A 24818-nucleotide genomic window follows, 5' to 3' on the forward strand; every position below is an offset into this window, starting at 1 on the left:
CACTCCTATAAAATGCTTCATCCCGAAGTCAATTTTACAGGAGTGGACCTATTCAATCGATCAAACGATGCTGTACCCATTTGTTCCCTCGGAAACGCCAAAGAAACACGAGCCCCCGCACGCCCCATTCAATATCCATCGCCAGCCAGACACCGACAATCCCCAAATTGAAGACGATGCCCAACATATATCCAAGCACCACCCGGCACAACCACATAGATAGCATTGAGGTGAGTGACGTGAATTTCGAATCACCTGCTGCTCTAAGCGCAGAGGGTGTAATAAAGGCGATGGACCAAAGCGGGATTTGGGCCAAGGTATTAATCAGCATGACGGTGAAAATGTCATCTACGATTTCAGCAGGCGGATGAAACAGCCCCACCATCGGCTTAAACAAAGGCATCAGAATGAGGCCCATGACAATAAAAGAACAAGACGACAGCCAAATAAACGATTTGGTAAATTTGCGGGCATCCTCAACATTACGGCGACCCATGCATTGCCCGACCACTGTCACAATGGTAAGCGCCAAGGCATTCGAAGGAATTTGGAATACGTTGGCCAGTGAAGAGCAAATGGCATTCGTTGCCAACGCATTTGTCCCCAGGTTTACAATGAAAATCTGGGTTAAAATTTTACCCCCATTAAAAAACATCTGTTCCGCTGCGAACGGAAGTCCGATGAACAGAATCTTTTTGAGCATCGCTAGATTAAAATAAAGCATATCTCTAAGCTGAACACGCAAATCATCATCTACCCTGACCAAGTAGATCAACGCGCAGACGGCTGCCGCATATCTGGACACGTTGACCGCAATCGTCATGCCCAGCACACCCATGTGCAATAGATTGATAAATACTACATTTAAGACCACATACGAAAGGTTCATAATGAGAGAAAGCGCCAAAGACGCTCTCGTCTTCCCTATTCCCCTCAATGCTCCACATACCGCCTCAACCACTGCAATCCCAACGAAAGATACACAGCTTCCGAGCAGATATACCTTGCCGTTGGCCAATACATCCGGTGAGGCAGAGCCGAACAGGACACTCAAAATCGGATTATACAACGCAATCATAAACAAACTGATACATAAGGCCAGCAAGGAAACGGAGGAAATGGTGCCGGATGCGGCCTTAGAGACCATGAGGTCGTTGCCACTTCCTCTATATTGCGCAACGACAACCGTTCCCCCGGTGGACACCGCGACAAACACATTAATCAGAAAGATATTCAGGGAATCAATCATATTTACCGCACTGACCGCTGCCATCCCTGATGAGCTAATCATGGCAGTATTTACCAAATTAAGCCCCACAATAAAGGCCTGATCAATTAGAAGCGGGATAAACAGAGCAATAATCTGTCGATAATCAATAGACTCTCCTGTAAAATGCTTGTTCAGAAAGCCATGGGTTCTCATTCTTACACTCAGTTGACTCATATCATCACATTCTTTTTCTTAAATTGAAAAAAACCCTTCACCAGAAGAGCCTTCATTGAAGTATCACTCCAAAAGAAAATCCTGTCAATAGTTTTACTCACATTTTGAATAGAAAAAATACAAAAACCTGCTCAACTTAGTGAACAGGCTTTCAAGCAAGAATACAACACTCTGTGATGTTATCAATAAAATGTTATATGAATCATTCTGATCTCCTTGCAACTAAATCTTGTTGAATGGAAGCTTCATTCTTTTCGAATTTTTTATAAAAGAACATAGGAATGATCCCGATCAGGAAGATGATAAATGGCAGCCAGATAAAGCTAAACTGAATGCCGGACAATGCGGTAGGCGTTTGAACCTTCCCGGCGATATAGCCTGTGCTACCCATCACCCATGCTGGCAATAATCCCCCGATCCCGCTGCCCGCTTTAATACAAAATGCACTTCCGATGGAGGTCAGGAACCCACTTGCGCGAATTCCATTTTTCCATTCCCCATAATCCACTGTATCGGACAGCATCGCAAATGGCATTGAACATGCAAAGCCTGAACCTAACGCACCAATAATCCAGCCGGCAATGATTAGGGTTAAGTTGGCACTTCCCATTAAAATCACAACCTGCCCCAGTGCAGCCAGTACCAATCCGATAATCATGATCGAATTTTTGCTTAATTTTCTAGCGAATATCGGAATCAGAACCATCGAGATTAATTGTATAGAGGTCAGCCCGTTGATTAAAGGGACCAAATCCTTGCTGTCCAGATTGTATTGCAGATAAAAGATGAGCGTGGATGAACGGATGTTCAAGCCAATCCAATAGCACAGGTTAGCAGCGACGACGAGCATCCAGGGCCAGTTGCGTTTGATGGCTGCAAAGCTCTTGGCAATCGGAATCGATTTGGTTTTAACGGCTGTATTTTCTCGCATATCGGCGAACGCTATCAAGAACATGATGACCGCCATGATTCCGAATAAAATGAGCGTTAAAGAAAAGCCTTTTTGATCATTCCCCTGTCCAAAGAAAGCGACCAGCGGCAGCGTAAACGTCGTGGCGATAAAGAAGCCCACATTCCCCCCGACCATACGGAAGGAGTTCAATACGACGCGCTCATTGGAGTTATTACTCAGGTTAGGGAGAATGGAGGTAATGGGCGTACTAATGCCTGTATACAGAATGCCGGCTATGATATAAGTAATGGCAGCGTATACAATTTTCCCGGACTCACTCCAGTTGGGCGTCGTAAACGTAAGAACCATGAACACGGCAAACGGGATGGATAGCCATAGAAAATAAGGTCTGCTCTGTCCATATTTTGATTTGGTCCGGTCAATCAGGATGCCCCAGATCGGGGCATCAATGGCATCGATAAAACGGGTGATAAAAAGCAGCGTCCCGGCAATCCCAATAGAAAGACCGAATACATCCGTATAAAAATATAATAGATAACTGGAAATGACACAGTATAGCAGATTGCCCGCTGTATCCGTTAATGAATAGCTGATCTTACGATGAAAAGGAACGGTACTGGCTGCTTTTTCGGGTGGTTCCGTACTCACAATTCTCGTGCTCATGATTTTTTCTCTCCCATGCGAATGAATTATGATTCATAGACCCATACACGCATTTCCCCTTTGGCTCGGTTGCACCAAGCGTAGTAAGGAATGGCGGTGATTTGCTGGGGAACAAGCTCAGGAGGCTCCGAGCTATATAATGCAGTTGAGCTTTTCACCCGATACCCCTCTGTAGTCAGCTTTACAATTCCACCCAGCAGGTTTTCGCTAAACTCTTCCGTAATGAGGCTTTCCTTAGGCAATCGTAATCCCGCCAAATTGGACCCATTATCCACTTCTTCCAGGCAAAATACGACGGGGCCCCGTTGCAGGGCGATCTGCTGCTGGTTCATGGAGACCAGCGGATTGCTCCGAATGCGTTCAACCGGCATAGCCAAATGCAAGGAAACCACATCACCGTCATTCCAGATACGCTGGATTTCGGCATACCCTTTTTCCAGATGGTCTAATGAAATGGCTTCTCCATTTACCTTGACCTCTGCCTGTTTGCACCAGCCCGGAATGCGCAGCGCCCATGTAAATGAAGTCGGCTCTGTTACATGAATGGAAAAGCTCAAATCTGCATCCCATGGATAACGGTGAGTCTGTGTGATTTCAACCGCTTGACCGGATAAATTCAGGTTCACCTTGCCTGCAATATACAGATGTGTATACAACGTGTCGTCGGTTTGGGTGTATATATGGTCTTCGACCGATGCGATCATGCGGGCCAGGTTGGGCGGACAACACGCGCAGAAGAACCATTTTTGCCGCTCTGTTTTTACGTGCTCCTGATCCTTTCTGTATTTCTGATGCGGATTGACTTCCAGCGGATTCACGTAGAAGAACCGTTTGCCATCCAGATCCATCCCGCTAATCGTTCCGTTGTATAACGCACGTTCCAACACATCGGCATATTTCCGGTCCGGCGATAAGCGCAGCATACGATTGGCCCAGAAAGCCAGCCCTACCGAGGCGCAGGTCTCGCAGTACATGGTGTCATTGGGGAGATCATGCTGGCAGGTGAATGCTTCCCCGTTGACGGCAGATCCGATCCCGGCAGTGATGTACATTTTGTGGTTCGTTACATCCTCCCACAGCGTTTCACAGGTTTGTAACAGGGAAGCATCTCCCGTTTTCGCGGCCAGATCGGCCATCGCAATATATAGATACATCGCTCTTACCGCATGGCCGACAGCCTCTTTTTGCTCACGCACAGGCTGGTGTGCCTGCTGGTATTCGAAGCCCAAGCCAAAATTGATATTGTTATCGTCATTCCAGGTAGGCTCTGTTTGAATGTGCTTTCTGTTTTCTTTCTCCTCCGCAAAATAAATCGGATGCTGCCCCCGCTGCTCGATAAAATATTGCGCTAATTTGAGATATTGATCCTTTGCAGTTACGTCGTATAATTTGATTAAGGCCAGTTCAATTTCTTCATGCCCCGGGTAGCCTTTCCGTTTCCCTTCTTCCGTACCAAAGATTTGCTGGATCAGATCTACGTATTTCTCCATGATGTGAAGAAACTTCGTTTTGCCCGTCGTTTCATAATAAGCAACAGCCGCTTCTATAAAATGTCCTGCACAATATAGCTCATGATTATCTCTTAAGTTTGTCCAGCGATTATTGGGTTCCTTCAGCAGATAATACGTATTCAAATATCCATCTTCGGCTTGGGCTCTTCCCAACAGCGCAATCACTTCATCTGCCCGTTCCTCAAGCGCAGGATTCGGATGATCCCTTAAGCTAAAGGCGACGGTTTCCAGCCATTTGGCAATATCACTGTCCTGGAAAACGGTTCCATAATACTCCCCACTGGATTCCCCGGCCGCAATTTTAAAATTTTCAATCGCATGACTGGGTTCTGTATCTGGTAATTCATCATTTAATGCTTTCCACTGATAAGGAATGACCTCTTCCGCTACCACCTGCTTATACTTTTTCCAAAATAAATCATCAACGCTGACATGCTTCACTGGCTTTGCCGTTTTCATTGGATAAACATCCCTTCTTGGAAATAGAACGCTTTCATTTTTGAAAAAATAAGGATAAAGTAATGATAATAACGATCAGACTAGCCTGGGCTTCCCTTGCTACAGTCCTTATTTTATCAACCTGAATTTATAAAAAAAATCGCGATCTTTAACTAAAAGTTATACGATTTCACACACAAAGGAGCTGACTTCCATGAGCAAAACAGACTTTCTATCTTTCCTCGTTCCTCCATTGCCTTATTTCATTGAGGGGAATTTTACTACCTATCAAAAAGGGGACTGGCATCCGAATCGTTATAACTTAGGCTATTTTGACGTTATTATCATCAAAGAAGGACTGCTGCACATCGGCGAAGAGGATGAAGCGTGGAAAGTTTCTGAAAATTACGCACTCATTCTTGAACCGGACAAACACCATTTTCCCATTGAAGCATGTACAGGACAAACCTCCTTTTACTGGTTTCATCTTCAAACGAACAGCACGTGGCGCGCGCAATCCTCACCCAACCCGATCACACCTAGCTCACCCATTCCCGAGCTGCATTTTCATTCCGAGCACACAACAATCCATTTACCCAAATTTCAAAAAATAATCAATCCCCATGAGTTGTTTTCTAAATTGGATTACTTGTTAGCCTCTACTTTAAAGCCTAGAAAGCTGGCTCTATGGGAGACCCAGCAGACGTTTGTGAATATTTTTAAGAATTTGGAATATGATGAGAATTATAAAAATAGTTCCGCCAAATTAGCAGAACAGATCGAAATATACTTAAAACAGAATTACAAAATTACAATCACCAATAGAGATTTGGAGGCCCATTTCCACGTACATCAAAACTATCTTGCCAGATGTATGAAGGCCGCTTTTCAACGTACCCCACTTGAATATTTAATGGATTACCGACTGGATCAGGGGCGCAGTCTGTTGCTGCAAACCGACTGGTCCGTCCAACAAATTACGGAGGAAACAGGGTTCTCCCAAGCAAGCTATTTCTCCAAATGCTTTAAAGAAAAGTTCGGGATGTCTCCCAAAAATTATAGACAACAATACTGGAAGCCAGCCAATTGAACGTTTACGCAGCCTTTACATTTCCATTATATTCTTTTCATATTGTTGCTTTATAATGAGCCGATTGTATCATTTTGACTTCAGAAAAGGAGCATACATATGAAGGCTACTAAACTAGCATTATTAACCATGTTAACAGGGATTCTGATATCACCTGAAATGACCCATGCGAGGGCGGCCCAGCCAACCGGGTACGAATCTCTTCGAACACAAGCGGATAAAATAGGAGCTGTAATTACATGGGACAATGACGACAAGTCTGCTGCTGTGAAGCTGAAAAATGGCATTGTCGGAACCTTTACTGTCGGTGAGAAGCAATATCGCCTGGCTGGCCAAACAGGGGAAGCGGATCGCGAAATCAAGCTGGTCGGTGGAAATATATATCTTCCTACCAAGCTTCTTGCCACGCTTAAGGCAGAAAACAGCAAATATGCTGATCCTAAAGATGCTGTTCCTACCTATAAAGTGATGCCCTCTGTCGAAACAGAAGCAGTGGAGGATGGAGATGACGCAGCCGACGATCCTGCGATTTGGCTTAATCCGGTCAATCCGGAGAACAGCAGAATTGTAGCCACCAATAAAGGCGGCGGGATTTTGGTCTATGATCTGGAAGGCAAGCAGCTGCAAAACTTTAAAGTCGGCAAAATGAACAATGTGGATATCCGTTATGGATTTAAGCTGGGCGATAAGACGATTGATATTGCAGGAGCCACCAATCGCACCAGCAACACCGTAGATATCTTTGCCATTGACGGGGTATCCGGAACGTTGACCAACGTGGTTGATAAGCCTATTCAATCCTCTATGAAAGAAGTGTACGGATTCAGCCTGTACCATAGCCTCAAGACAGGCAAATTCTACGCACTCGTGTTGGGCAAAGAGGGTGAATTTGAACAATATGAGCTGACTGACAACGGGAACGGCAAAATTGCTGGCAAGCTGGTCCGCCAGTTCAAGCTGGCTACGCAATCCGAGGGCATGGTGGCTGATGATGAATACGGCACGGTCTACATCGCTGAAGAGGATCATGCCATTTGGAAATACGACGCCGAGCCGGATGGTTCTTCCAAGCCGCTGCGACGTGTTGATATTGCAGATGGACGCCGACTTCAAGATGACATAGAGGGGCTTACATTGTATTACGGCAAAGACGGCAAGGGGTATCTCATGGCCTCCAGCCAAGGAAACAGCAGCTATGCGATCTATGAACGTCAAAGCGACAATGCTTATATAAGCAACTTTACAATCAGCGCCAGCCCTACAGTCGACGGAACTTCTTTCACAGACGGTATTGATGTTCTCGGCTATGGATTAGGCAAGAACTTCCCGCACGGTATCTTCGTTGCACAGGATGATGAGAATCTTCAGAACGGCAAAAAGTTGAATCAGAATTTTAAAATGGTGCCTTGGGAGCAGATCGCCAAGGGTGCGCGCATCCCGCTAACCATAGACGATGGCATCAACCCGCGTGAATTGGTGAACCGAAGAACGCAGTAATGCTCTGTCAGGGAAATTAGCTCAATATCCCAACTCTGGCCAGATGGAATCACCAAAGCGAGGGACAAATACAACTTATGTTCCTAATGCTACTATCTCCTAACCGTCTCATGGTGCCACTCCGAATTGTTTCCGAAGTTATAGGTGCCACTGTAGGTGGAAGACGCTCTGAGGGGCGTCTTTTTTGTTGTGGTTTCCTTTTCAAACATGATAAACTATACATAGTCATAAAGTTATAACTGTTATAAGGTATAACTTTTTAGTATGCGATCATAATATGAAAGGGGAGCATTTAAATGAATGGAGCGATCAAGTTGAATCAGGGAAAATCGTTATCGAAACGTTACTCCCGAAAGATAGGTCGTATGGGAAATAGCCTTGGTGTAAGTCTGCCAAAAAGCCTTGCCGAGAAAATGAATATTGTACAAGGTGATGAGATTGAATTCGTTGAAAATGGCGAGGGCGAAGTTTTAATGAGGAAAGTTCGTCATTTAGAGCTGCCTGAAAATGTCCGTCCTGAGGTGCTGGAAGCATTTTATGATGTATTTGAAGAGGACAAAGCAATATTTGATGATTTAAAGGATCGCTAATATGACAAAATTTCTAACTAAAGAAGAACTCGTCGCAGGCCACTATTATATGATGAAGAGAATGGAAGACGCGGATCAGGCGGGAATCAAAGATCATGCCTTGCTTGAATCTGCTGTACATAGACCTATGCAGAGTTTGTTTGGTGAAGATGCGTATCCGTCATTGTTTGACAAGGCAGCGGCCTTATTAGAATCTTTGGTTAAGAACCATTGTTTCCATAATGGAAACAAACGGACCGCTTATCTTGCGGTTAAGTCTTTTCTGATGCTGAATGGACATCATTTGAAGATAGAGCGTTCATATGCCGTTGAGTTTATTGTAGATATTGCAAATAATAAGTATTCTCTCGAACAGATTGTGAGTATTCTTCGCGAGAAATCTATACAAAAACAATAAGCAAGGACGATTCATGAAGTACCTTCACTGAAAGTGCCTGTTGCGCTTCAGACCAGTAGCTATATTAGACAATAAAAGAGCGCAATGCCGATTGAATTCGGAAGTCGCGCTCTTTTATTGTACGGATTGTAATATTTTAACCCCTCTGCTTCCTATGCTTTAAAATCCAACACCAGCACATTCACCGAGTTAGCTGGCAAGTGCAAAAGGACAGAATTTGTGTCGAGCGGAATCTGTTGCTCGGTAGGCACAACCTTCTCGTCATTCTTTTTATTCACGTTCGGCACATGAACAAGCGAGGAATCGCCAGTGAGCGTAATCAGCTTGGCGGTGGACTCCACACTTAATTCCTGAAGGTTCAACTGCGTTGCCTTATCCACGTTGTCGGCGTTCACAAGCTTCACATATACATGCTCAGCATCCTTGGTCACCGAGTTGAATACATCTCGGTTATAAGCCTCCAGCTTGTAATCCAGCACTTTGCTGGTTGTCTCTCCGTCGGTGTAAGAACAGATGAGGCTGCCGCCTGTTTCACCGCCGTATTTCACTGTGATGGTGTAATCCGTGTTGTCAGCAAGCTCTTCATAGCTGGCTGCTCTCAGGTTGCCTGCGGCTGTACTGGAAGAATAGTCACCCAAGGTATAGCCTTCTACGCCTTGCTTGTAAACCTTCACGCCGGTAGCCTTGCCACCATAGCCGATGGCGTATTCGACGACGTTCTTTTTCTCGGTAGAAATATCCGTGAGCCCTGCCCCTACATAAAAACCATCCGTACCGGAAATGCGGGAAGCGACCACCTCCACCTTGTAATTCGTCCAGTGGTCGTTCAAGATGTACAAGCCGTTCAGCCCGCTATCTTGGGCCTTGAGAACAAGCCCTCTGCCTGCTTCCACCGTATAGCCTGCGGAACCCGGAATCACCCGCCAAGCTGGATTCAGCTCCTGGGTAAAGTCTTGATCCACCAGCACGCTGCCGTCCTTATTGGAGGTAACGGTCACTCGCTTAATCACAACCTCCGCGTTGCCTGTCGCAATCTCAATTCCCCCATGGGGAACAAGGTCTATCGGCTTGCCGTTTTTGTAGGTAGAGAAAGAGGTGGTCAATACTTTATTGCCCAAATACTGAGCAAACATTTGCTGCACATAGTAGTTCGGCGTAAACCATACGGTTTCGTCATCGAACCAAATGCAATCCGGGGTCCATCTGTAGGTTCCGTCTGTCAGGACCTTGTTAAACAGCGGTGCATAGGCAGCCAGCCGGACGACATCTGCATTATTTTCGAAGCCCGTCATCACCGCCGCTTCTGCTACTGCACCCGCTAATGTATTTTTATCCGTTGAGGCATATTCACCCACAAAGACCTTTGACGTCTCCTTCCAGTTGATACTACCGTCCGCGTTATAAGCTCTATAGTAGTAATTATAGCGGTCCACATTATTCAACAAATACTCGTTAGAACGGTAGTAGTGCTCATCCGCAATGGTGTCCATGTAGTCTTTTTGCTTCTCATACCAGGTCACCGTTTCTTCTATCACTTGGCTACCATCTGCAAAAGCAATCTTTGCCGTACCTGTGATATTACCACTCAGGAACTTCCAGCCCTGCTGATAGGCATCATCGTCTGCCTGCGCGCCAACCGTGGAGATGATATGCAGCTCATAGCCCGGATAGTTTTTCTCCATATACTCGTCAATGGACGTTTTGAACACCTCAAAGTTGGCAAAGAATTCCGTACCCCAGTTTTCGTTCCCCACACCCAGATAACGCAGATCGAACGGAGCCTCATGACCCATCTTTTTACGCATGGCGGCCCATTCATTGTGCTCAAAATCCACGCTAATCGCAAAGTCGATCAGATCCGTGAAATTCTTGATATAGTATTCTCTCAATGCGCCTCCCGCTGGATGAGCGTAATCCGAACGGGCTTGGCAGAGCACGCCGCAGGCCATAACCGGAAGCGGAGCTGCATTCAGGTCCTCTGCCAGTTGGAAATACTCCATATAACCGAGACCCATCGTCATCATATAGCCCCATACATTAAAGTTCTCCTTGCGCAGCTCGATATCGCCAATGGATTCCTTCCAGTCATATACATTTTCCCATATAAACGAACCCTCAGAGATACAACCACCCGGAAAACGCAAAAACTTCGGATGCATGTCAACCAGCGCGTTCACCAGATCTTTTCTCAGTCGGTAGTTGGGATTGCCTTGAAAATTGGCGTGTGCGGATGGAGATTGCCCTTCCTCCTCTGCACCCCACACATCCTGTGGAAATAAGGAAACCATATCAATGGAAATATCCCCTGCAAATGTAAGCGCCAGTTGCCCCAGAGCCGTAGCTGAGCCTGTCAGCACAAGTTTGGAATCGATGCCGTACTTCTTCCACGTATTTCCGCCTTCCACCTGCACCGTTACCAAATCACTAATCGCCTGTTCATCCGAATCCTGCAATTGCAGTGTAATGATGCCCGCTGATTCAGCCTTCGCCCAGATCGTGAAATCATACTTATCCCCCTTCTGGATGGACATGGCACAATTCTGGTTAGAGTCCGCAAAGCCTTTATTTCGAATGGTCGCTCCATCTTCTACCGTCACATAATAAGCGTTCACTTCTTTGTCTTTTACACCCAAAAACTCATTTAAGCCGCCGCTATGCTGCGGAGTCATCTTGTCCGTATCACCGAACCAGGCAAACAGTGGATTACGGTTACGTCCAGTAGAGCAGCCGCATTCGCCGGAAGCATGGGAATACGTATCGAACTCGAAGGATTCAAAGGAACGATTTTGAACAAGCTCCGCATAAATCCCACCATCTGCCGCGTTATTGATATCTTCATAGAACAAGCCGTACATCACTTCGCTGATATCCAGCACTTCCTTGTCCCCATGAATGTTCAACGTATACGGAGGCAGCTCTTTCGGAAGAACCGAGATCTCAAAGCTTTCTTCAATCCGGCTTTGACCTCTCGTCAAGCAAGATGTAACTGTTACCCCCTGCGCAGAGGTAATCGCCTGCACCTGACCATTGTCAGAGAGTACATCCGGTCGGCTGGATTTCCAGGTGATTTTTACCCTTCCGCCCATCAGGACCGTTGACAAAGTCAGATCCCCGGTGACAATCGTCGTTGGGAATGACAAGTACTTGTCGCGGGCCAGCTTTACAACCTCTTCGTCCGTCAACGAATCGCACATCACCTCAATGACTTCGTCTGCGGACAAGCCTGCTTTGTAAATCCGAAAGTCCGAAACAGAGCCAGCAAAGTCTACATCTGCTGCGTGCTGGGAACGACCGATAAAATTATTGCTGTAGTTGGACGGTTCTGCAAACGTCTCAAACCATTTACGCAGCTTGGCATAATTACCGCTGGACGTTTGGCTGATAGAACCGTTCGCTACTACCTCGCCATTCACATATACCATCGGTCCTGCACTGCTTAATGTGCCACCTTCCGTGCCTGTTATGGACATTGCTACGTGCATCCACTCATCCCTGACAAAGCCCATTCCCGGGTCTACGGACAAGTCTGCTCCGGCGAACAGCGTTCCGCGCAGGTTCCGTGTCATGAACATATAGGGTCCTGTATGGGATTTGCCAAAGTCAAAAACACGTTCCCACATATCCGTGAATCTGCCAAAGTTGACCCAGGCAGTCACTGTGACACCAGTGTTATCGCTTACATCTTTAAACAGATCGGAAGGTAGCCGGATATAGGATGTGCCGTTGGGACCTCCTGCAAGCGTCAAGGCCGCTCTTCCGCTAACATTGGAAATCGTAGGTGTACTCGTGCCGGAGGCAACCCCGTCATTGCCTTGTCCTGCGCTATCCTTGCCGACGTTCCCTGCATCGTCAAACTTGTACCGCGCAATGATTTGATCCTGGAATTTGATCATCTTCGTCGCTCCTATATCCATATTTTATTAATGTAATAACTAATTGATTAATATAAATGCATACTATATAGCTATAGTACCTTATCCTGCACACCTTTTTCAATCTACGGTTAGTTGAAAATGAACATGAAGCTCCAATAAGCAGTCAGATGTGACAAAAAAACCGCTCAGTGAGCGGTTTTCAGATGGATCAATCCTTGTTTAGAGTGAATCGTCACTTTGTAAATGATTGGTGACTGTTTTCTTTATTTTGGGCAATTGAACTACATACTCTGCATTCTCAATCCACGTTCCCGTCACAAAATCACGCCCCTTAACGACAACCCGATCATGATACACGTCGACATGCAGACCCTGGCTACCCTCAAGAGGTTCATCCTGATCCGTCCACAGGTAACCTACGGAAGCGGCATTAAACATCGTTGGCATCTGATCGCCACCATCGTACATTGTACGCTTCGCCTCCAGTTGCCAGTGGGTATGCCCTGAGAACAGGAACACTTGAGGATAATGACTCAGGATGGCCTTCAACTCTGCATCCTGAGTCACTCCATACCAGCCTTGCTCCTTCATCGAGCCTGCCACTGTATCTATCAGCGGTTGATGCAGAAATACAAAGATCGGTCGATCAGGGGATGCATCTTCGGACAGCTTCGTTGCCAACCATTCCAGTTGTTCAGCAGACATATCACAATTTTTGGGATGAGGCTGCTCTGTCCCCAAAAAGATATAATGATAACCGTTAATCCAGTGATCATGATACGATCCTCTCATGCCTGTGGCTACTGCAAATTGGTTCAATCGTTTCTCCCATAACGTGAAAGGTAAAATAGATTCCCCGGTGCTGCCGGGTTCTCCTTTAGCCGTAGCTGCCGAATGCTCCAGAACCCGCTCTACTTCATCTTCGGTCATTGTGGTCAAATCCAATGGCGGATCTTGCCACAGGGTATCCCCAATATCGTGATTGCCTACGGTATATCGTATCTCGGGCAAAGATTCCTGATAAATACTCAGTATTCGGTGCAACTGCCTGTATTCCTCCGGTAGCCCGCGATCCGTCAAATCGCCCACATGCATAATCCCGCTGCTGCCACTGCTATACATGGTAATATCCGCCAGTGCTTTCTCCAGATGACGGTTGTGGATATGATCCACACGATCCGTAACATGCGTATCGGTAATGACCTGAAAGCAGGCAAGCGGTTGTTCAGGTTTAATTATATTTTCCATCCAAAATCAACTCCATTTCAGTCCAATAATACCGATCAGGATGAAGCCCATCCAGACGAGCGAGATCGCCTTCATAGTCTCTCCGAAAAAGAAATGCCCTGCGAGAGTAATCAGCGTAATTCCTACCCCTGACCAGATTGCATAAGCGACACCAAGAGGCATATATTTTACTGCAAAATTCAGCAGGGTAAAGCTCGCTCCGTAACAGGCAAACATGAGGATAGAAGGCCACAACCGAGCAAAACCACCCGATACTTTCATTAAAATGGTGCCACTCAGTTCCAATCCAATCGCTAGCGCAAGCAGAACCCCTCCTACATAAGAATGACTCGTCATCGGCTCACCCCGGCTTCCAGCAGTTCATGGAACGAACGCACCGTAAGATCGGCAAGTTGTATATGTTCAGGGCTCCCGACGGCGACCTTCCAAGCCGCTCCCGCTGAGCGCGCCATCTCCATATCGCCATCTGTATCTCCGATGACCATAGATCGTGCAGCTGGAATACCGAGACGCTCACAAGCCAGCAGGAGCATATCAGGAAACGGCTTTCCCCGTTTAACCTGATCCGTACCCACAACCACCGTAAAAAAAGATTCAATCCCCATCCATTCCAGATGGCGCAGCGCACTATCCGTCTCATCCGCCGTCACAACCCCCATCTTCATTCCGTGGCTGCGACATAGCTCAAGAAACATACGTACTCCGGGCAGCGGCCGAACAGGACGTTCCTTGCTGATTGCATATTCTGCTTGTAAAAAACATTCATTTACGTTGATTTTGGCTTCCGCCCAGCTCAAGCCTGCATGATACCCATGCCATGTCAGCACCGCACGAACCTCTTCCATGGTCCCCATGGCGAGTGGTCCCCGTACATCATAGCCTGTCATTCCACCTTGCTCATCATGGAACGTTCCCCATATATGAGGGATTTCATCTTTAGCGAATCGAAGCCCACGAGCAACAAGCCGCTCCCTGAAGTTCTCCATCACACAAACGGTCCAGAAACCCCACATGGCTGTAAAATCAAGCAAGGTCCCATCCTTGTCAAACAGAATGGCCTCTATTGGGGTAGACCGGTTCCCAAAGTTTAATTCAGGCATATTTTACACTCCTTGTCTGCTGTCGTACTGGATCAGAAAAGCGGTACATGTCTGCACCGCTCTCCCGAGGTGATCTTATTTTATCCGATCCAGTTCCTTCTGGGCCTTCTCCTTGGCTTCCTTCAGAGCCTGCTCAGCAGGAACTTTATTGATCTGTACTTGATCAGCCGCATCCTTCAGCGCATCATTGATCTTGCCTCCGGTCGGATCCTGGAACGGAGCAGAAGCATGAGAAGCCTGCTGGAGCGGAATTTTGATCTGCGGGTTCTTCTCACTGAACTTTTTGAAATCAGGGTCTTCCTGGGCAGACTTACGAACCGCAATATAACCCGTATTCATGGACCAGGAAGCTGTATTCGACGTTTTAGAGAAATATGTCAGCCACTTATACGCTGCTTTTTGCTGTTCCGGGCTTGCTTCAGCGGGGATACCTGCCATTAATGCACTTGCTACAGGTTTACCTTGACCAATGCCCTTCCAGCCCGGCTGTTCCATGGCTGCTACGACATTAAAGTCCAGGTCGCCCTGGTCACCACTGGAGCCGGTGTAACCTGCTGCCTTATTTTTCATGACATCATCAATCGTTTTGTACCAGTACTCCCAACCTTGACCACCAGAGTGAATACCCATGATCTTGTCCTCATGAATCCATTTGCTGAACAGATCCCAAGTCTCAATCCATTCCGGTGAATCAATCATCACCGTCTTGCCGTCATCACTCAGGATTTTCCCGCCCTTGCTAAGCACGGCGTCGACCATGTTATCACTGCCCCACATCGGCTCCCAGCCATAGAAGGTTGTCTGGCCATTCTCACGTTTGCTCATCTTTGCTGCTGCATCGGCCAGGGCTTCCCAAGTCGTCAGACTGGCTGGATCAATACCATGCTGCTTCAGCGCGTCCTTGCGGTAATACATGATCTGCGTCGTTCCGTACATCGGCAAGAAATATTGCTTCCCATCTACCTGCCCCTGTTTCAGAAAGGTCTCAACAAAATCCTCTTTGTTGAAGCTTTGATCGGCTGCGATCATCTCATCCATTGGAGCATAATAGCCTTTGTGAGCCCATTCGATATTAGAGCTCAGTACAGCCGCAGGTACCTTTTTGGATGCAATTGCCGCCTGCAGCTTCCTTTCCGTCTCGGTGTAATCAGCTTGTACAATTCCTTTGACAATGACTTCGCTCTGGGACTTATTGAAGGCGTCGATTTTTTCCTTCATGTTATCTCCCAGTTTCCCGCCCAGGCCATACCAGAACTCAATCTCGACTGGACCCTTTGATGCGGAATCAGCTCCATTCGCAGCCGAACCTGAATGGGTTGGACCACCAGCGGTTGAGGGACCACACGCTGTAATTAAGGCAAAACTTGCAGCCAGCACCAGTGACATGCCGCCTCTCCATCCGAGCCTTATTTTTTCCTTCCATTTCATACGTGCTTGGCCTAACTCCATTGTGATTCCTCCTATATAATGGTTATAAAAATCAATTCTTGTTTACGCCAGCAGTCATGTTCACACTCTGCATGATCGTTTTCTGGGTAAACATGAATATAACAAGCAGCGGTGCGATGGTGAATGCACTGGCAGCCATAATCTGCGGCCACGCCAGTCCATAGGCCCCTCCTTCCACAAAAAAGCTGCGCAGACCGGCCGATACTAATTGCAGATTCGGGTCCTTGGTAATGAGCATCGGCCAGAAGTAGTTGTTGTACTGGTCGATGAACGTAATCAATACCATCACGGCAAAGGTCGAGCGAACCAGCGGCGCTATAATGGTCCACAAAATACGGAAGTGAGAAGCTCCATCCAATTGTCCAGCTTCCACCAGTTCGTGAGACACCTGCAGGAATGCCTGCCGGATCAGGAAAATGGAGAAAACACTGACACAGTTGGTTACGATCAATCCCGTATAGGAATCCAGCAGTTTAAGCTCGCTGAGAACCAGATAGCCAGGCAGATAGACGGCTGTACTCGGAATCATGTAGCCTACCAGAATCAGTCCAGTGAGTATACCTTTCATGCGAAAACGCATATGGGTGAGTGCATAGGCCATCATGCTGGAATTAACAATCTGCAACAGACAGATCGCCGCTGCTACAAACGTACTGTTCAGCATGTAGCGAGCAAATGGGGCAGAATTCCATGCATCCATATAATTGCTCCAGCGGAACGCTTCTGGCCAGAACGTTGGCGGGAACTGCCATATCTCGTCATTGGTCTTGAAACCGCTGATGGCCATCCAATAGAAAGGAAATGCCACAGTCAGACTGATCATGCCAAGCAGCAGGTAACGGATTACTTTACTTAGAGCTGTCATATTCATCAATAGTGCACCAGGCGTCGGCCAAGCAGGAAGGATATCCCTGATAGCAATACGCAAATCAGAATAATAACGACGGCAATGCCAGAAGCTTCGCCTACATTGAATGATTCAAACGCAGACTGATAATACATGTAAAGCAGTGTCCTTGTTGCCCCAGCCGGCCCTCCCTGTGTCATCACATTAATCTGGTCGTAGGCCTGAAGCGACTGAATCGTAAGGATGATGGACAAGAAGAATGTTGTTGGCGAAATCAACGGTAAGGTGATACTCCTGAATTTGTCCCAGCTGCCTGCCCCGTCAATCGACGCCGCTTCCAGCAAATCGGATGGCAGGTTACGCAAGGCTACCAGGTAAAATACCATTGACCAACCAATTGATTTCCACAGCGTAACGATCAGGACAGCTACAAGTGCCCAATTCGGATCTTGAAGCCAGCCAATCGGGGAAATTCCGAGCCAGCCGAGCAAAAGATTCGCGAGGCCTACCCGGGGCTCGAAAATCCATGACCATGCAATGGAGACGGCTACGGTTGGCGTGACCCAGGGTGAGAACAGCAATGTCCGAAACAGACCAGACGATTTAATATTTCTGTTCATTAAAAGGGCCAGCGCCAGTCCACCAACAATCGTTGGTATAACACTCCCAAGGCCAAATAACAGAGTCACTTTCAGAGACTGATAAAATTCAGAATTCGTTAACAGATAGGTGTAATTCTCCAAACCAACAAACCGTTTTTCCGGACTCATAAAATCCCAATCTGTAAAACTCAGATAAACAATGTATCCTAATGGTCCCAGCCAAAAAACCAGTAGTGGGATCAAAGCAGGTAGGGTGAAAAGAATCGCTTCTGTCTCCCTCCATAGTCTCACACGCACTTCGCACACTCCTTGTTGTTCAAATTTTGTTTTACATTGATGCGAAAATACTTCAAAACGTTCGTTTTTTCTCTTATGTACAAAAATAATTGTACAGCACATTTGAAAAATTTAATTCCTGGTTATGTTAAAATAACGGGAGTCATGTAAAATATGAAGAATTAAAAGGAAACCCCATCCTTATAGTAGAGGTGAGATTGTGGGTAAAGAGGTTATGGAGGATCAGAATCAATCAGCGTTGCCTTGCCGGAATGAATTGAGGGAGAAAGTGATTGATGCAATTGCCAATACGATGGATTTGTACGGGGTCAATCATTCATTTGGCCAGTTGTATGGCATTATGTATTTCGAAGATAGGCCTATGACGCTGGAAGAGATGAAGACGTCTATGAACATGAGCAAGAGTAATATGAGTTACGCTGTACGTTCTCTTACCGAATCGCAAATGATATATAAATTGGAGGAAAAGCAGGAACGAAAGGACCTTTATTGGGCGGAGACCGACTTTTTTCGCACCTTTCAGAACTTCTTCGGAGCGAAGCTGCAAAGGGAAATTGACGTGATGGAGGAAAGTCTTCAAGAAGCTATCCCAGGACTATCCAAAATCATTCTGGCGGAAGCAACCCTGCCTGAAGAGAGGGAGAAAGCTTTGCAGGACCTGCATAAACTCCAGCATGCAGAGCGGTACTACATGTGGTTGCAGAAATTCGTAGACCAGCTGCGGAATGGTGCATTTTACGAAAATGCGTAGACTAAAAAGCAGACACGGAGAACAGACAGCAAAAAGAGTGAGCTTCGGGGCCAATCCAAACCTCGAAACTCACTCTTTTCTTCACGAAAAATGATCAGTTACACGCTCAATTTCTGCCCACAATTCGGACAGAAGTTAGCTCCTTCGTTTTTGGTACCGCAATTTGGGCAAAAATTAGGCTTTTTATGGTCGCCAGAAGGAGTGGGGGCTTCAGATACAGGCCCAGTCTCAGCCGGTGGCTGTTGGCCAAGGTTCACATTTTTCATCATTTCATTCGCTATATTCATCTCCATCATCATACTCGCCATATCCGCAGCTGCTCCGCCGCCTTTTACGTTGCCAGATGCAATCCCATCCGTCATTGTCACCTGCTGATACTTTTGCAGATTACCGATCATTTCATGAGAAGCTGTCTTCGTAATCATATCCTGGATCTCTTGCGGATAATTGAAGCTCATCACATGGAAGCCGGTAATCGTCATACCGTTGTCCATCACTTGCATGTCCAGGTCTTCTTGAATACCCTTCGAGATATCGGAAGCGTTCGCTTGCAAATTAAACATGTCCTTCCCTTCTCTGCTGATCCACTTCATTAACAGCTGATCCAGCACAGAAGTAATCCGAATCTTCACATCCTCAACCAGATAGCTCTCTTTCACCCCGGCGATCTTATCGATGAGTGTAACATAATCGTTCACTTTAAAATTAAATGTGCCATTGGCACGAACAGGCATACCGCCCGGAAGCTGGGGAGTCGGGATCAGCACTGGATTCTGCGTCCCCCATTTGACAGTGAACTCCTTCGTATTAACGAACAAAACCTCCACCCTCATGCCGCTGTTAAATCCAAACTTGAACCCTTTTAATGTAGACAGAAACGGGATAATGTCAGAGTCAATGCTATACGACCCCTCATTCTCAAAAATGCCCTCAATCTTGCCGTTATTTACAAAAATCGCGTCTTGGCCGGAGCGGATAACCAGCTTGCTGCCTTTTTTAATCTCACGATTGCTCCACTTCCAAAAAATCATATCATCTCTGAATTCTTCCCACTCTACAACATTCGCAAATTGATTTCTAAAGAACCCCATGCTGCATCCATCCCTTCAGTTAAAATGATCCCCTGCTGCCGCTATGCGAATGACCGCCACTGGTGGTTCCGCCACCACCGCCTGAGCTGCTGCTACTGCTGCTCTTTTCAATCTTCCGTTTCGTTGTCGTTGTGTGAAGGTACATATCCCGATGCTCCAGAACCCCTGAAGTGCTTGCATCCTCGTAGGTCTGCCTATTTACCGTAACCCGACCGCCAGAATTGGAAACCATCTTGCCCACGATAATAGACGCCAATCCCAGTGCAATCGCCAAATGAAGCCAGCCTTTAAAAAATATACTGTCCGGATTCACCCCTGGGCGGATGGCCAAATATCTGTGCGCGCTCAAAATATACTTTTGAAATGCCAGTCCATAGTTGCCGTTCGTCAGATCCGGGGTAATCTCATAGCGTATTTTATCTAGCCTATCGTCATCCAGATACCGTTCTGCCTTATAAAATCCGGCCAGGTACACCTCTCTATTTCTCATATCCATCGTTAAAATGACCGCATTACCATGTGACCTGTCATACCCCGGTCCATGATCATCATAAAAATCCTGCGTCATTTTCATAACATCCATATTGTCGGGATTCATAGTAGTAACAATAATAATGTCCGTTTCTCTTTCGGCTCCGTATTGATTAGCCATAGCGTTCAACACGTCATACTCTTCCTGATTAAGCAGTCCTGCTTCATCATAAATCAGCGGCTTCATGTCTGTCGTAGCTGCTTCGCCCTTCATTTCCATCGGAACAGCCAGAAAAACAGTGAAGAACAACGCAATGATAACAATCGCTCTAAGTCTTTTCACTAAGATCCCCCTCCCATGATCAGCCAAGTGATTAGCCTCAATGAAAAGAGAGTAATGCCGAAGATACCTGCAAACCAGGCCGTCACCTTGAACTTGCTAATCGGAGGCTTACCAACTACTTTACCCGTCTGGCCGTTCATCGCAAACGTATGCTCCAATTGGTTGTAATCATAGTGTATGACCCATACCGGGAGCAGGACATAATCCGCTTGCTGTAATGTCGTATCAATTTGCTTTTCCGTGTAGTTCACGGACGTATACTCTGACACCGTAGATTGAATATAAGAATCAATATATTCCTTCACTTTGTCTTTCACTCGCGGGAAAAGCTCCTCTTCGTTATAGCTGTACTTCTCCGCAATATAGCCCGCCAGATATGGAGTTTTAAAGGGTTTTAGCTGATCGTAAGGAAACGGCTCCAATTTATCCATCAGCTCGTCATTCATTTTCTCCGCAGCATCAATCGGAACCTTCACATAATTCAGGCGGATTTTCCGATATACATCAAAATGCTGCGTTTCCTTATACTCGTAATCCCCGCTCGTATAGGTTCGTACTTTCATACCCTCGCCATAAGCCTCAATTTTATTATGTAAATCATATAACCAGAAGGGCACATACATCCCGGTTATCCCCTTGATCCGATCTGCTGTCATGAACCGGTTTGGCGTCAGCCGACCATTCTTGCACCATTTTTTGAAAGCATCTATCGCTTCTTCCTTGCTGATCGAAAAAGGAATCACCTGCGCCGGAGCCAGTTCCCCGGTCAGTCGATCACCGAGAACCACGGCTGAACCGCAGAAGCTGCACACCGTTGCACTCGTCTCCATTTCAGTCATAATCACTGCTCCGCAGTTATTGCAATGATACTCCTGAACCTCATTTTCTGAAAAAATACGATTCATCAGAGGATCGGGAATGGATTCAATATTGTCCTCTCTCCCGCAACTATGACAGGATAACATCCCTGTCTCACCGTCAAAGACCATGCCACTACCGCAGTTGGGGCATTTGTATTCAATAACCGGCATCTGCTCACCTCTATCCTGTAGAAACTGTTATGATTCCTTGTTGTTTATTTTCTTTTTGATTGCAGCCAGTTCATCTTCAGCGTTCGTACTCTTCTCATATTGCGCAAATAAGTCATCCAAATTGTCCTTCGATTCTGCCCGAAGCTCGGCTATCGCCATCGCTTCATCATACGCCCTGCTCACCTTCTCTTCCATCGCTTCGAAAACAGAATCCTGGCTGCTCATGGAGTTCAAGGCTTGCTGTACTTTGGCAACCACCATTTTCCCTTTAAGCTCGGCACGCCGCGCCTCCAGCTGCCCCATATCGAACAACAATTTATCCTGCATTTGTTTCATACCTGCGGCGTTTGCCGAAGCTAAGTCATAGGAGGCTTGCAATTGTTCCAGCTTCTGCGCCTGCAAAGCTTTTCTCTCCAGAAACTTTCGAGCTTCCTCTTCATTTCCAGCTTTCACGGACTTACTGGCATAATGCTGGAGCTTATTAATCTCGGCTCTGCATTCATCCCATGCTCTTTTCGCCCTTCCCTCATCGGCTAATACCGAGGTAGTTTCCGCTCTCACCTTGCCCAGATCACTGCTCAAATTCCGCATATAATCGTCAATGGCCTTCTCTGGATCTTCCACCTTATCCAATATGGCGTTGACATTCACCTTCATAATATCCCTAAACCTCGACAAAATTCCCATGATGACCCCCTTCGAAAGGACTACATCCCACCATATCATACATCAAATCCGGTAAAATTTGTTCATCATAGCTAAATTCCAAAAGCTAATCCCATTTAGCCATCCATCCTCACTACGCAGAAATCAAAAAAAATGCCTGAGCCCTGTCGAAATCATACGTTCAGACACGGGGTCAGGCACTTTGCATCGCATGAACAAATCATGTAGTTCATTTTCTTGTGACGCTCGAAGGACACATCCGCAATAAGACCAAGCCTATTTCGAACCTTGGGAGGTGTTTGACCAGACCACGCTAAATCCATTGAGTATATTGTTATTATTCATGTTATCCAAGGGCTTTTATAATCAATGGTGGAGGGGGAGATCACATTGGCTATCCGCTACAGCGTCATCATTCCAACCTATAATCGAGTCCAGCAGTTGCTGCTCACACTCGCCTCATTTGAAACACAAACCTATCCAAAGCACCTATTCGAAGTGATTGTAGCTGATGACGGTTCTACAGACGGAACGAAAGAAATGGTCGAAGGCTTCAAAGCATCCTATCCTCTTATCTATGTGTCCCATCCGGAACAACGCGGTCGGTCTGCCGTTCGAAATTTGGGACTGCGCCGTGCAAAAGGGCTATACATCATTTTCTGTGACGCTGACTTTTTGGTGTTGCCTGATTTCATTAGAATCGTGAGCCGTTATCACCGCAAATATCCCAAATCCGTGCTTTCAGGCATTCCTCACTCGTGGGACGATGCTTTTACCCATTATCACCCAGACTTTTCTCCGGAAGAAAAAGAGCATTGTCGGAGGATACTTACACAATCAGGCCTATGGAATTCCGACTTTGAAGCAGCGAATGAAATCATTCCGATCATAACGACAGAGGATATCCTTCATCATACAGGTGCATTGTCAAAAGTAGTTAGTCCCACAAGAGTTCCCCCCAATATTAAAAAGCAATTTGCCACTACAGATGTAGCTCCCTGGCTGCTCCTGATTACACGTTGTGTATCCATCAGGCGCAGCCAATTGATCCGTATTGACGGCTTTAATGAACGATTTGTACTCTATGGACTCGAAGACTGGGACCTTGGCTACCGGCTGCATCGACTAAGGGTTCCTTTCTATTCCATCAAAGAAGTTGTCGGATATCATCAGGAACACCCAACCTACCTTAGAGGGAACGTTTTAAATACGGAAAATCTGAAAATCATGTTTGAAACCTACGGATTCAATGATTCCTCCTTAAATCTGCTCGCCCTTGTCCCCCCATCCGCGGATTTGGAAGTCTACAAAAGTACACTGCGAGTATTACACAGGGGATTCCGTTCCAAGCTGACACGCTCATCAGCCCTGCTGTTAAGAAGGACGCTGCGTTTGGCAGCCAAGCAGTTCTTTTATCAAAAAAATAATCCAGCATACCAAAAATCATTGAACCTGATCAAAAGGAAAGCAGCGAACCGAAAAAGCCGAGTCGCTCACGTGTTGCGAGAAATGCTGCTGAAGTCTGAAAAGCTGGTGGAATAATAGCTACTCATTTACAGCGTACAAAATGGTGTGTATTAAATCTTCCTTACGGGGATGAAAAGCCTCCTCCATAAGGATGCGAGCCCAACTTGGCAAGCAGCTTTATGGAGGGGCAGTCGGGGCCCTGTCCGAGGATAACGACAAAAATGTCGCTATTAGTTTACTATTCCTCAGGAAACTCCAGCATGCTTTCTGATTATTCATTACATATGGATTTTACCAGCGCTAAGAACTCAATACTTTAATGCTTTCATCGCACCAGCTGATTAAGCTGCTGAACTGACTTTTACCATAGCTCATTGTGATCATCCAATATTTGTGATTATGGTCTTTATGCTCTACGTTGATAAGCCAACGTTCAAGTTCTTCAAAAATATGCAGGCTTTCCATTAGCTTTTCTTTATACTCCTGTATGTGCTTTATAATCGTTTCAGGCGAAGAATTGCCGCCAAAAAACACCCTCAATAACAGCTCATTTTTTTTGAGCATCACCACATGCTCCATGGGCTGAGAAAGCCAGTTGGACAACGTCTGCCTTCCCTGATCGGTAATGCTGTAGAGCTTCTTGTCAGGCTTCCCTTTTTGACGAATAACCTCGACCGTAATGTCCTTTCGATCCAGTAGCTCTGCCAGGCTGGGATAGATCTGGCCGTAGTTCTCATTCCAAAAGTAGCTAGTACTTTGTTCCATATGTTGTTTTATATCATAACCGGTATGAGGACCCAGACTCAGAATTCCTAATACCGCAAACATTGTATTGGTTTTCCCTGACTGTCTCGCCATTATATATTATGCCTCCTAGTACCTCTAGCAAATCTCCGTAGTATGTCATGTTTTCATTAGACTAGACATAATTATAGCCCATTTGAAGCAGCTTCACACTCAATCTATATATTATAAAAATATATATTATTATAATAATTAGTGTTGACAGGGGTTTTGCACCGTTTTATATTAACGAT

At 46.2% G+C, this 24818-nt stretch carries 21 protein-coding genes; 6 read left to right on the plus strand and 15 right to left on the minus strand.

Annotated features, from left to right (window positions below; genetic code table 11):
• Positions 1–52: 52 nt before the first annotated feature.
• The 3 genes from B4V02_RS24095 to B4V02_RS24105 all read right to left on the minus strand — a co-directional run bounded on the left by B4V02_RS24095 (position 53) and on the right by B4V02_RS24105 (position 4990).
• Positions 53–1444, minus strand: coding sequence for an MATE family efflux transporter (locus B4V02_RS24095; RefSeq protein WP_094156725.1), 1392 nt, complete (start codon positions 1442–1444; stop codon positions 53–55).
• Positions 1445–1646: 202 nt separating this feature from the next.
• Positions 1647–3020 carry a glycoside-pentoside-hexuronide (GPH):cation symporter gene (locus B4V02_RS24100; RefSeq protein WP_094156726.1) on the minus strand — a complete coding sequence of 458 codons (1374 nt, stop codon included), beginning with the start codon at positions 3018–3020 and terminating at the stop codon, positions 1647–1649.
• A 26-nt stretch (positions 3021–3046) separates the two neighbouring features.
• On the minus strand, positions 3047–4990 hold the full coding sequence (locus B4V02_RS24105) for a glycoside hydrolase family 127 protein (protein ID WP_094156727.1): 1944 nt from the start codon (positions 4988–4990) through the stop codon (positions 3047–3049).
• Between the two features lie 193 nt (positions 4991–5183).
• Between B4V02_RS24105 and B4V02_RS24110 the strand changes: the two genes are divergently transcribed.
• The 4 genes from B4V02_RS24110 (at position 5184) to B4V02_RS24125 (ending at position 8543) form a co-directional block, all read left to right on the plus strand.
• Positions 5184–6059 (plus strand): helix-turn-helix transcriptional regulator, encoded by an 876-nt coding sequence (locus B4V02_RS24110; protein WP_094156728.1) that lies wholly within the window; start codon positions 5184–5186, stop codon positions 6057–6059.
• A 99-nt stretch (positions 6060–6158) separates the two neighbouring features.
• Positions 6159–7556, plus strand: a complete 1398-nt coding sequence (locus B4V02_RS24115) for a phytase (protein ID WP_094156729.1) — start codon at positions 6159–6161, stop codon at positions 7554–7556.
• A 296-nt stretch (positions 7557–7852) separates the two neighbouring features.
• Positions 7853–8146, plus strand: coding sequence for an AbrB/MazE/SpoVT family DNA-binding domain-containing protein (locus tag B4V02_RS24120; RefSeq protein ID WP_094156730.1), 294 nt, complete (start codon positions 7853–7855; stop codon positions 8144–8146).
• A 1-nt stretch (position 8147) separates the two neighbouring features.
• Positions 8148–8543, plus strand: a complete 396-nt coding sequence (locus B4V02_RS24125) for a type II toxin-antitoxin system death-on-curing family toxin (RefSeq protein ID WP_094156731.1) — start codon at positions 8148–8150, stop codon at positions 8541–8543.
• A 152-nt stretch (positions 8544–8695) separates the two neighbouring features.
• Here B4V02_RS24125 and B4V02_RS24130 read toward each other — a convergent pair whose 3' ends face one another.
• From B4V02_RS24130 to B4V02_RS24160, 7 genes are all read right to left on the minus strand, one after another.
• Positions 8696–12436 carry an alpha-L-arabinofuranosidase C-terminal domain-containing protein gene (locus B4V02_RS24130; protein WP_094156732.1) on the minus strand — a complete coding sequence of 1247 codons (3741 nt, stop codon included), beginning with the start codon at positions 12434–12436 and terminating at the stop codon, positions 8696–8698.
• Between the two features lie 201 nt (positions 12437–12637).
• Positions 12638–13666 carry a metallophosphoesterase family protein gene (locus B4V02_RS24135; RefSeq protein ID WP_094156733.1) on the minus strand — a complete coding sequence of 343 codons (1029 nt, stop codon included), beginning with the start codon at positions 13664–13666 and terminating at the stop codon, positions 12638–12640.
• A 6-nt stretch (positions 13667–13672) separates the two neighbouring features.
• On the minus strand, positions 13673–14002 hold the full coding sequence (locus B4V02_RS24140; protein ID WP_094156734.1) for a DMT family transporter: 330 nt from the start codon (positions 14000–14002) through the stop codon (positions 13673–13675).
• Positions 13999–14766 (minus strand): HAD family hydrolase, encoded by a 768-nt coding sequence (locus tag B4V02_RS24145; protein WP_094156735.1) that lies wholly within the window; start codon positions 14764–14766, stop codon positions 13999–14001. Before B4V02_RS24145 ends, B4V02_RS24140 begins: the two co-directional genes overlap by 4 nt.
• 75 nt (positions 14767–14841) lie before the next feature.
• Positions 14842–16215: an ABC transporter substrate-binding protein gene (locus B4V02_RS24150; RefSeq protein ID WP_094156736.1), complete on the minus strand. Its 1374-nt coding sequence runs from the start codon at positions 16213–16215 to the stop codon at positions 14842–14844.
• A gap of 31 nt (positions 16216–16246) precedes the next feature.
• Positions 16247–17086 (minus strand): carbohydrate ABC transporter permease, encoded by an 840-nt coding sequence (locus tag B4V02_RS24155; RefSeq protein WP_094156737.1) that lies wholly within the window; start codon positions 17084–17086, stop codon positions 16247–16249.
• Positions 17086–17961, minus strand: coding sequence for a carbohydrate ABC transporter permease (locus B4V02_RS24160; RefSeq protein WP_007428177.1), 876 nt, complete (start codon positions 17959–17961; stop codon positions 17086–17088). Before B4V02_RS24160 ends, B4V02_RS24155 begins: the two co-directional genes overlap by 1 nt.
• A gap of 214 nt (positions 17962–18175) precedes the next feature.
• On the opposite strand from B4V02_RS24160, the gene B4V02_RS24165 reads away from it, so the two are divergent.
• The gene (locus tag B4V02_RS24165) at positions 18176–18712 is read left to right on the plus strand and encodes a GbsR/MarR family transcriptional regulator (protein ID WP_094157080.1); all 537 of its coding nucleotides are present in this window, start codon (positions 18176–18178) and stop codon (positions 18710–18712) included.
• 98 nt (positions 18713–18810) lie between these two features.
• Here B4V02_RS24165 and B4V02_RS24170 read toward each other — a convergent pair whose 3' ends face one another.
• Genes B4V02_RS24170 through B4V02_RS24185 form a run of 4 tightly spaced genes read right to left on the minus strand, consistent with a single transcriptional unit; the run spans position 18811 to position 22335 of the window.
• A complete protein-coding gene (locus B4V02_RS24170; RefSeq protein WP_094156738.1) occupies positions 18811–19803 on the minus strand; it encodes an SPFH domain-containing protein in 993 nt (330 codons plus the stop codon).
• Positions 19804–19822: 19 nt separating this feature from the next.
• Complete coding sequence (locus B4V02_RS24175; RefSeq protein ID WP_094156739.1) at positions 19823–20617, minus strand: TPM domain-containing protein; 795 nt, start codon at positions 20615–20617, stop codon at positions 19823–19825.
• Entirely contained in the window at positions 20617–21648 is a 1032-nt protein-coding gene (locus tag B4V02_RS24180; protein WP_094156740.1) for a TFIIB-type zinc ribbon-containing protein, read from the minus strand. Before B4V02_RS24180 ends, B4V02_RS24175 begins: the two co-directional genes overlap by 1 nt.
• 27 nt (positions 21649–21675) lie before the next feature.
• Complete coding sequence (locus B4V02_RS24185) at positions 21676–22335, minus strand: PspA/IM30 family protein (RefSeq protein ID WP_094156741.1); 660 nt, start codon at positions 22333–22335, stop codon at positions 21676–21678.
• A 369-nt stretch (positions 22336–22704) separates the two neighbouring features.
• Here B4V02_RS24185 and B4V02_RS24190 point away from each other — a divergent pair, with 369 nt between their 5' ends.
• Positions 22705–23856, plus strand: a complete 1152-nt coding sequence (locus B4V02_RS24190; RefSeq protein ID WP_094156742.1) for a glycosyltransferase — start codon at positions 22705–22707, stop codon at positions 23854–23856.
• 225 nt (positions 23857–24081) lie between these two features.
• On the opposite strand, the gene B4V02_RS24195 is transcribed toward B4V02_RS24190, so the two are convergent.
• Positions 24082–24639, minus strand: coding sequence for a PadR family transcriptional regulator (locus tag B4V02_RS24195; protein ID WP_094156743.1), 558 nt, complete (start codon positions 24637–24639; stop codon positions 24082–24084).
• Positions 24640–24818 lie beyond the last annotated feature (179 nt).

The organism is Paenibacillus kribbensis, from assembly GCF_002240415.1.
GTDB classification, from domain to species: Bacteria; Bacillota; Bacilli; order Paenibacillales; family Paenibacillaceae; genus Paenibacillus; species Paenibacillus kribbensis.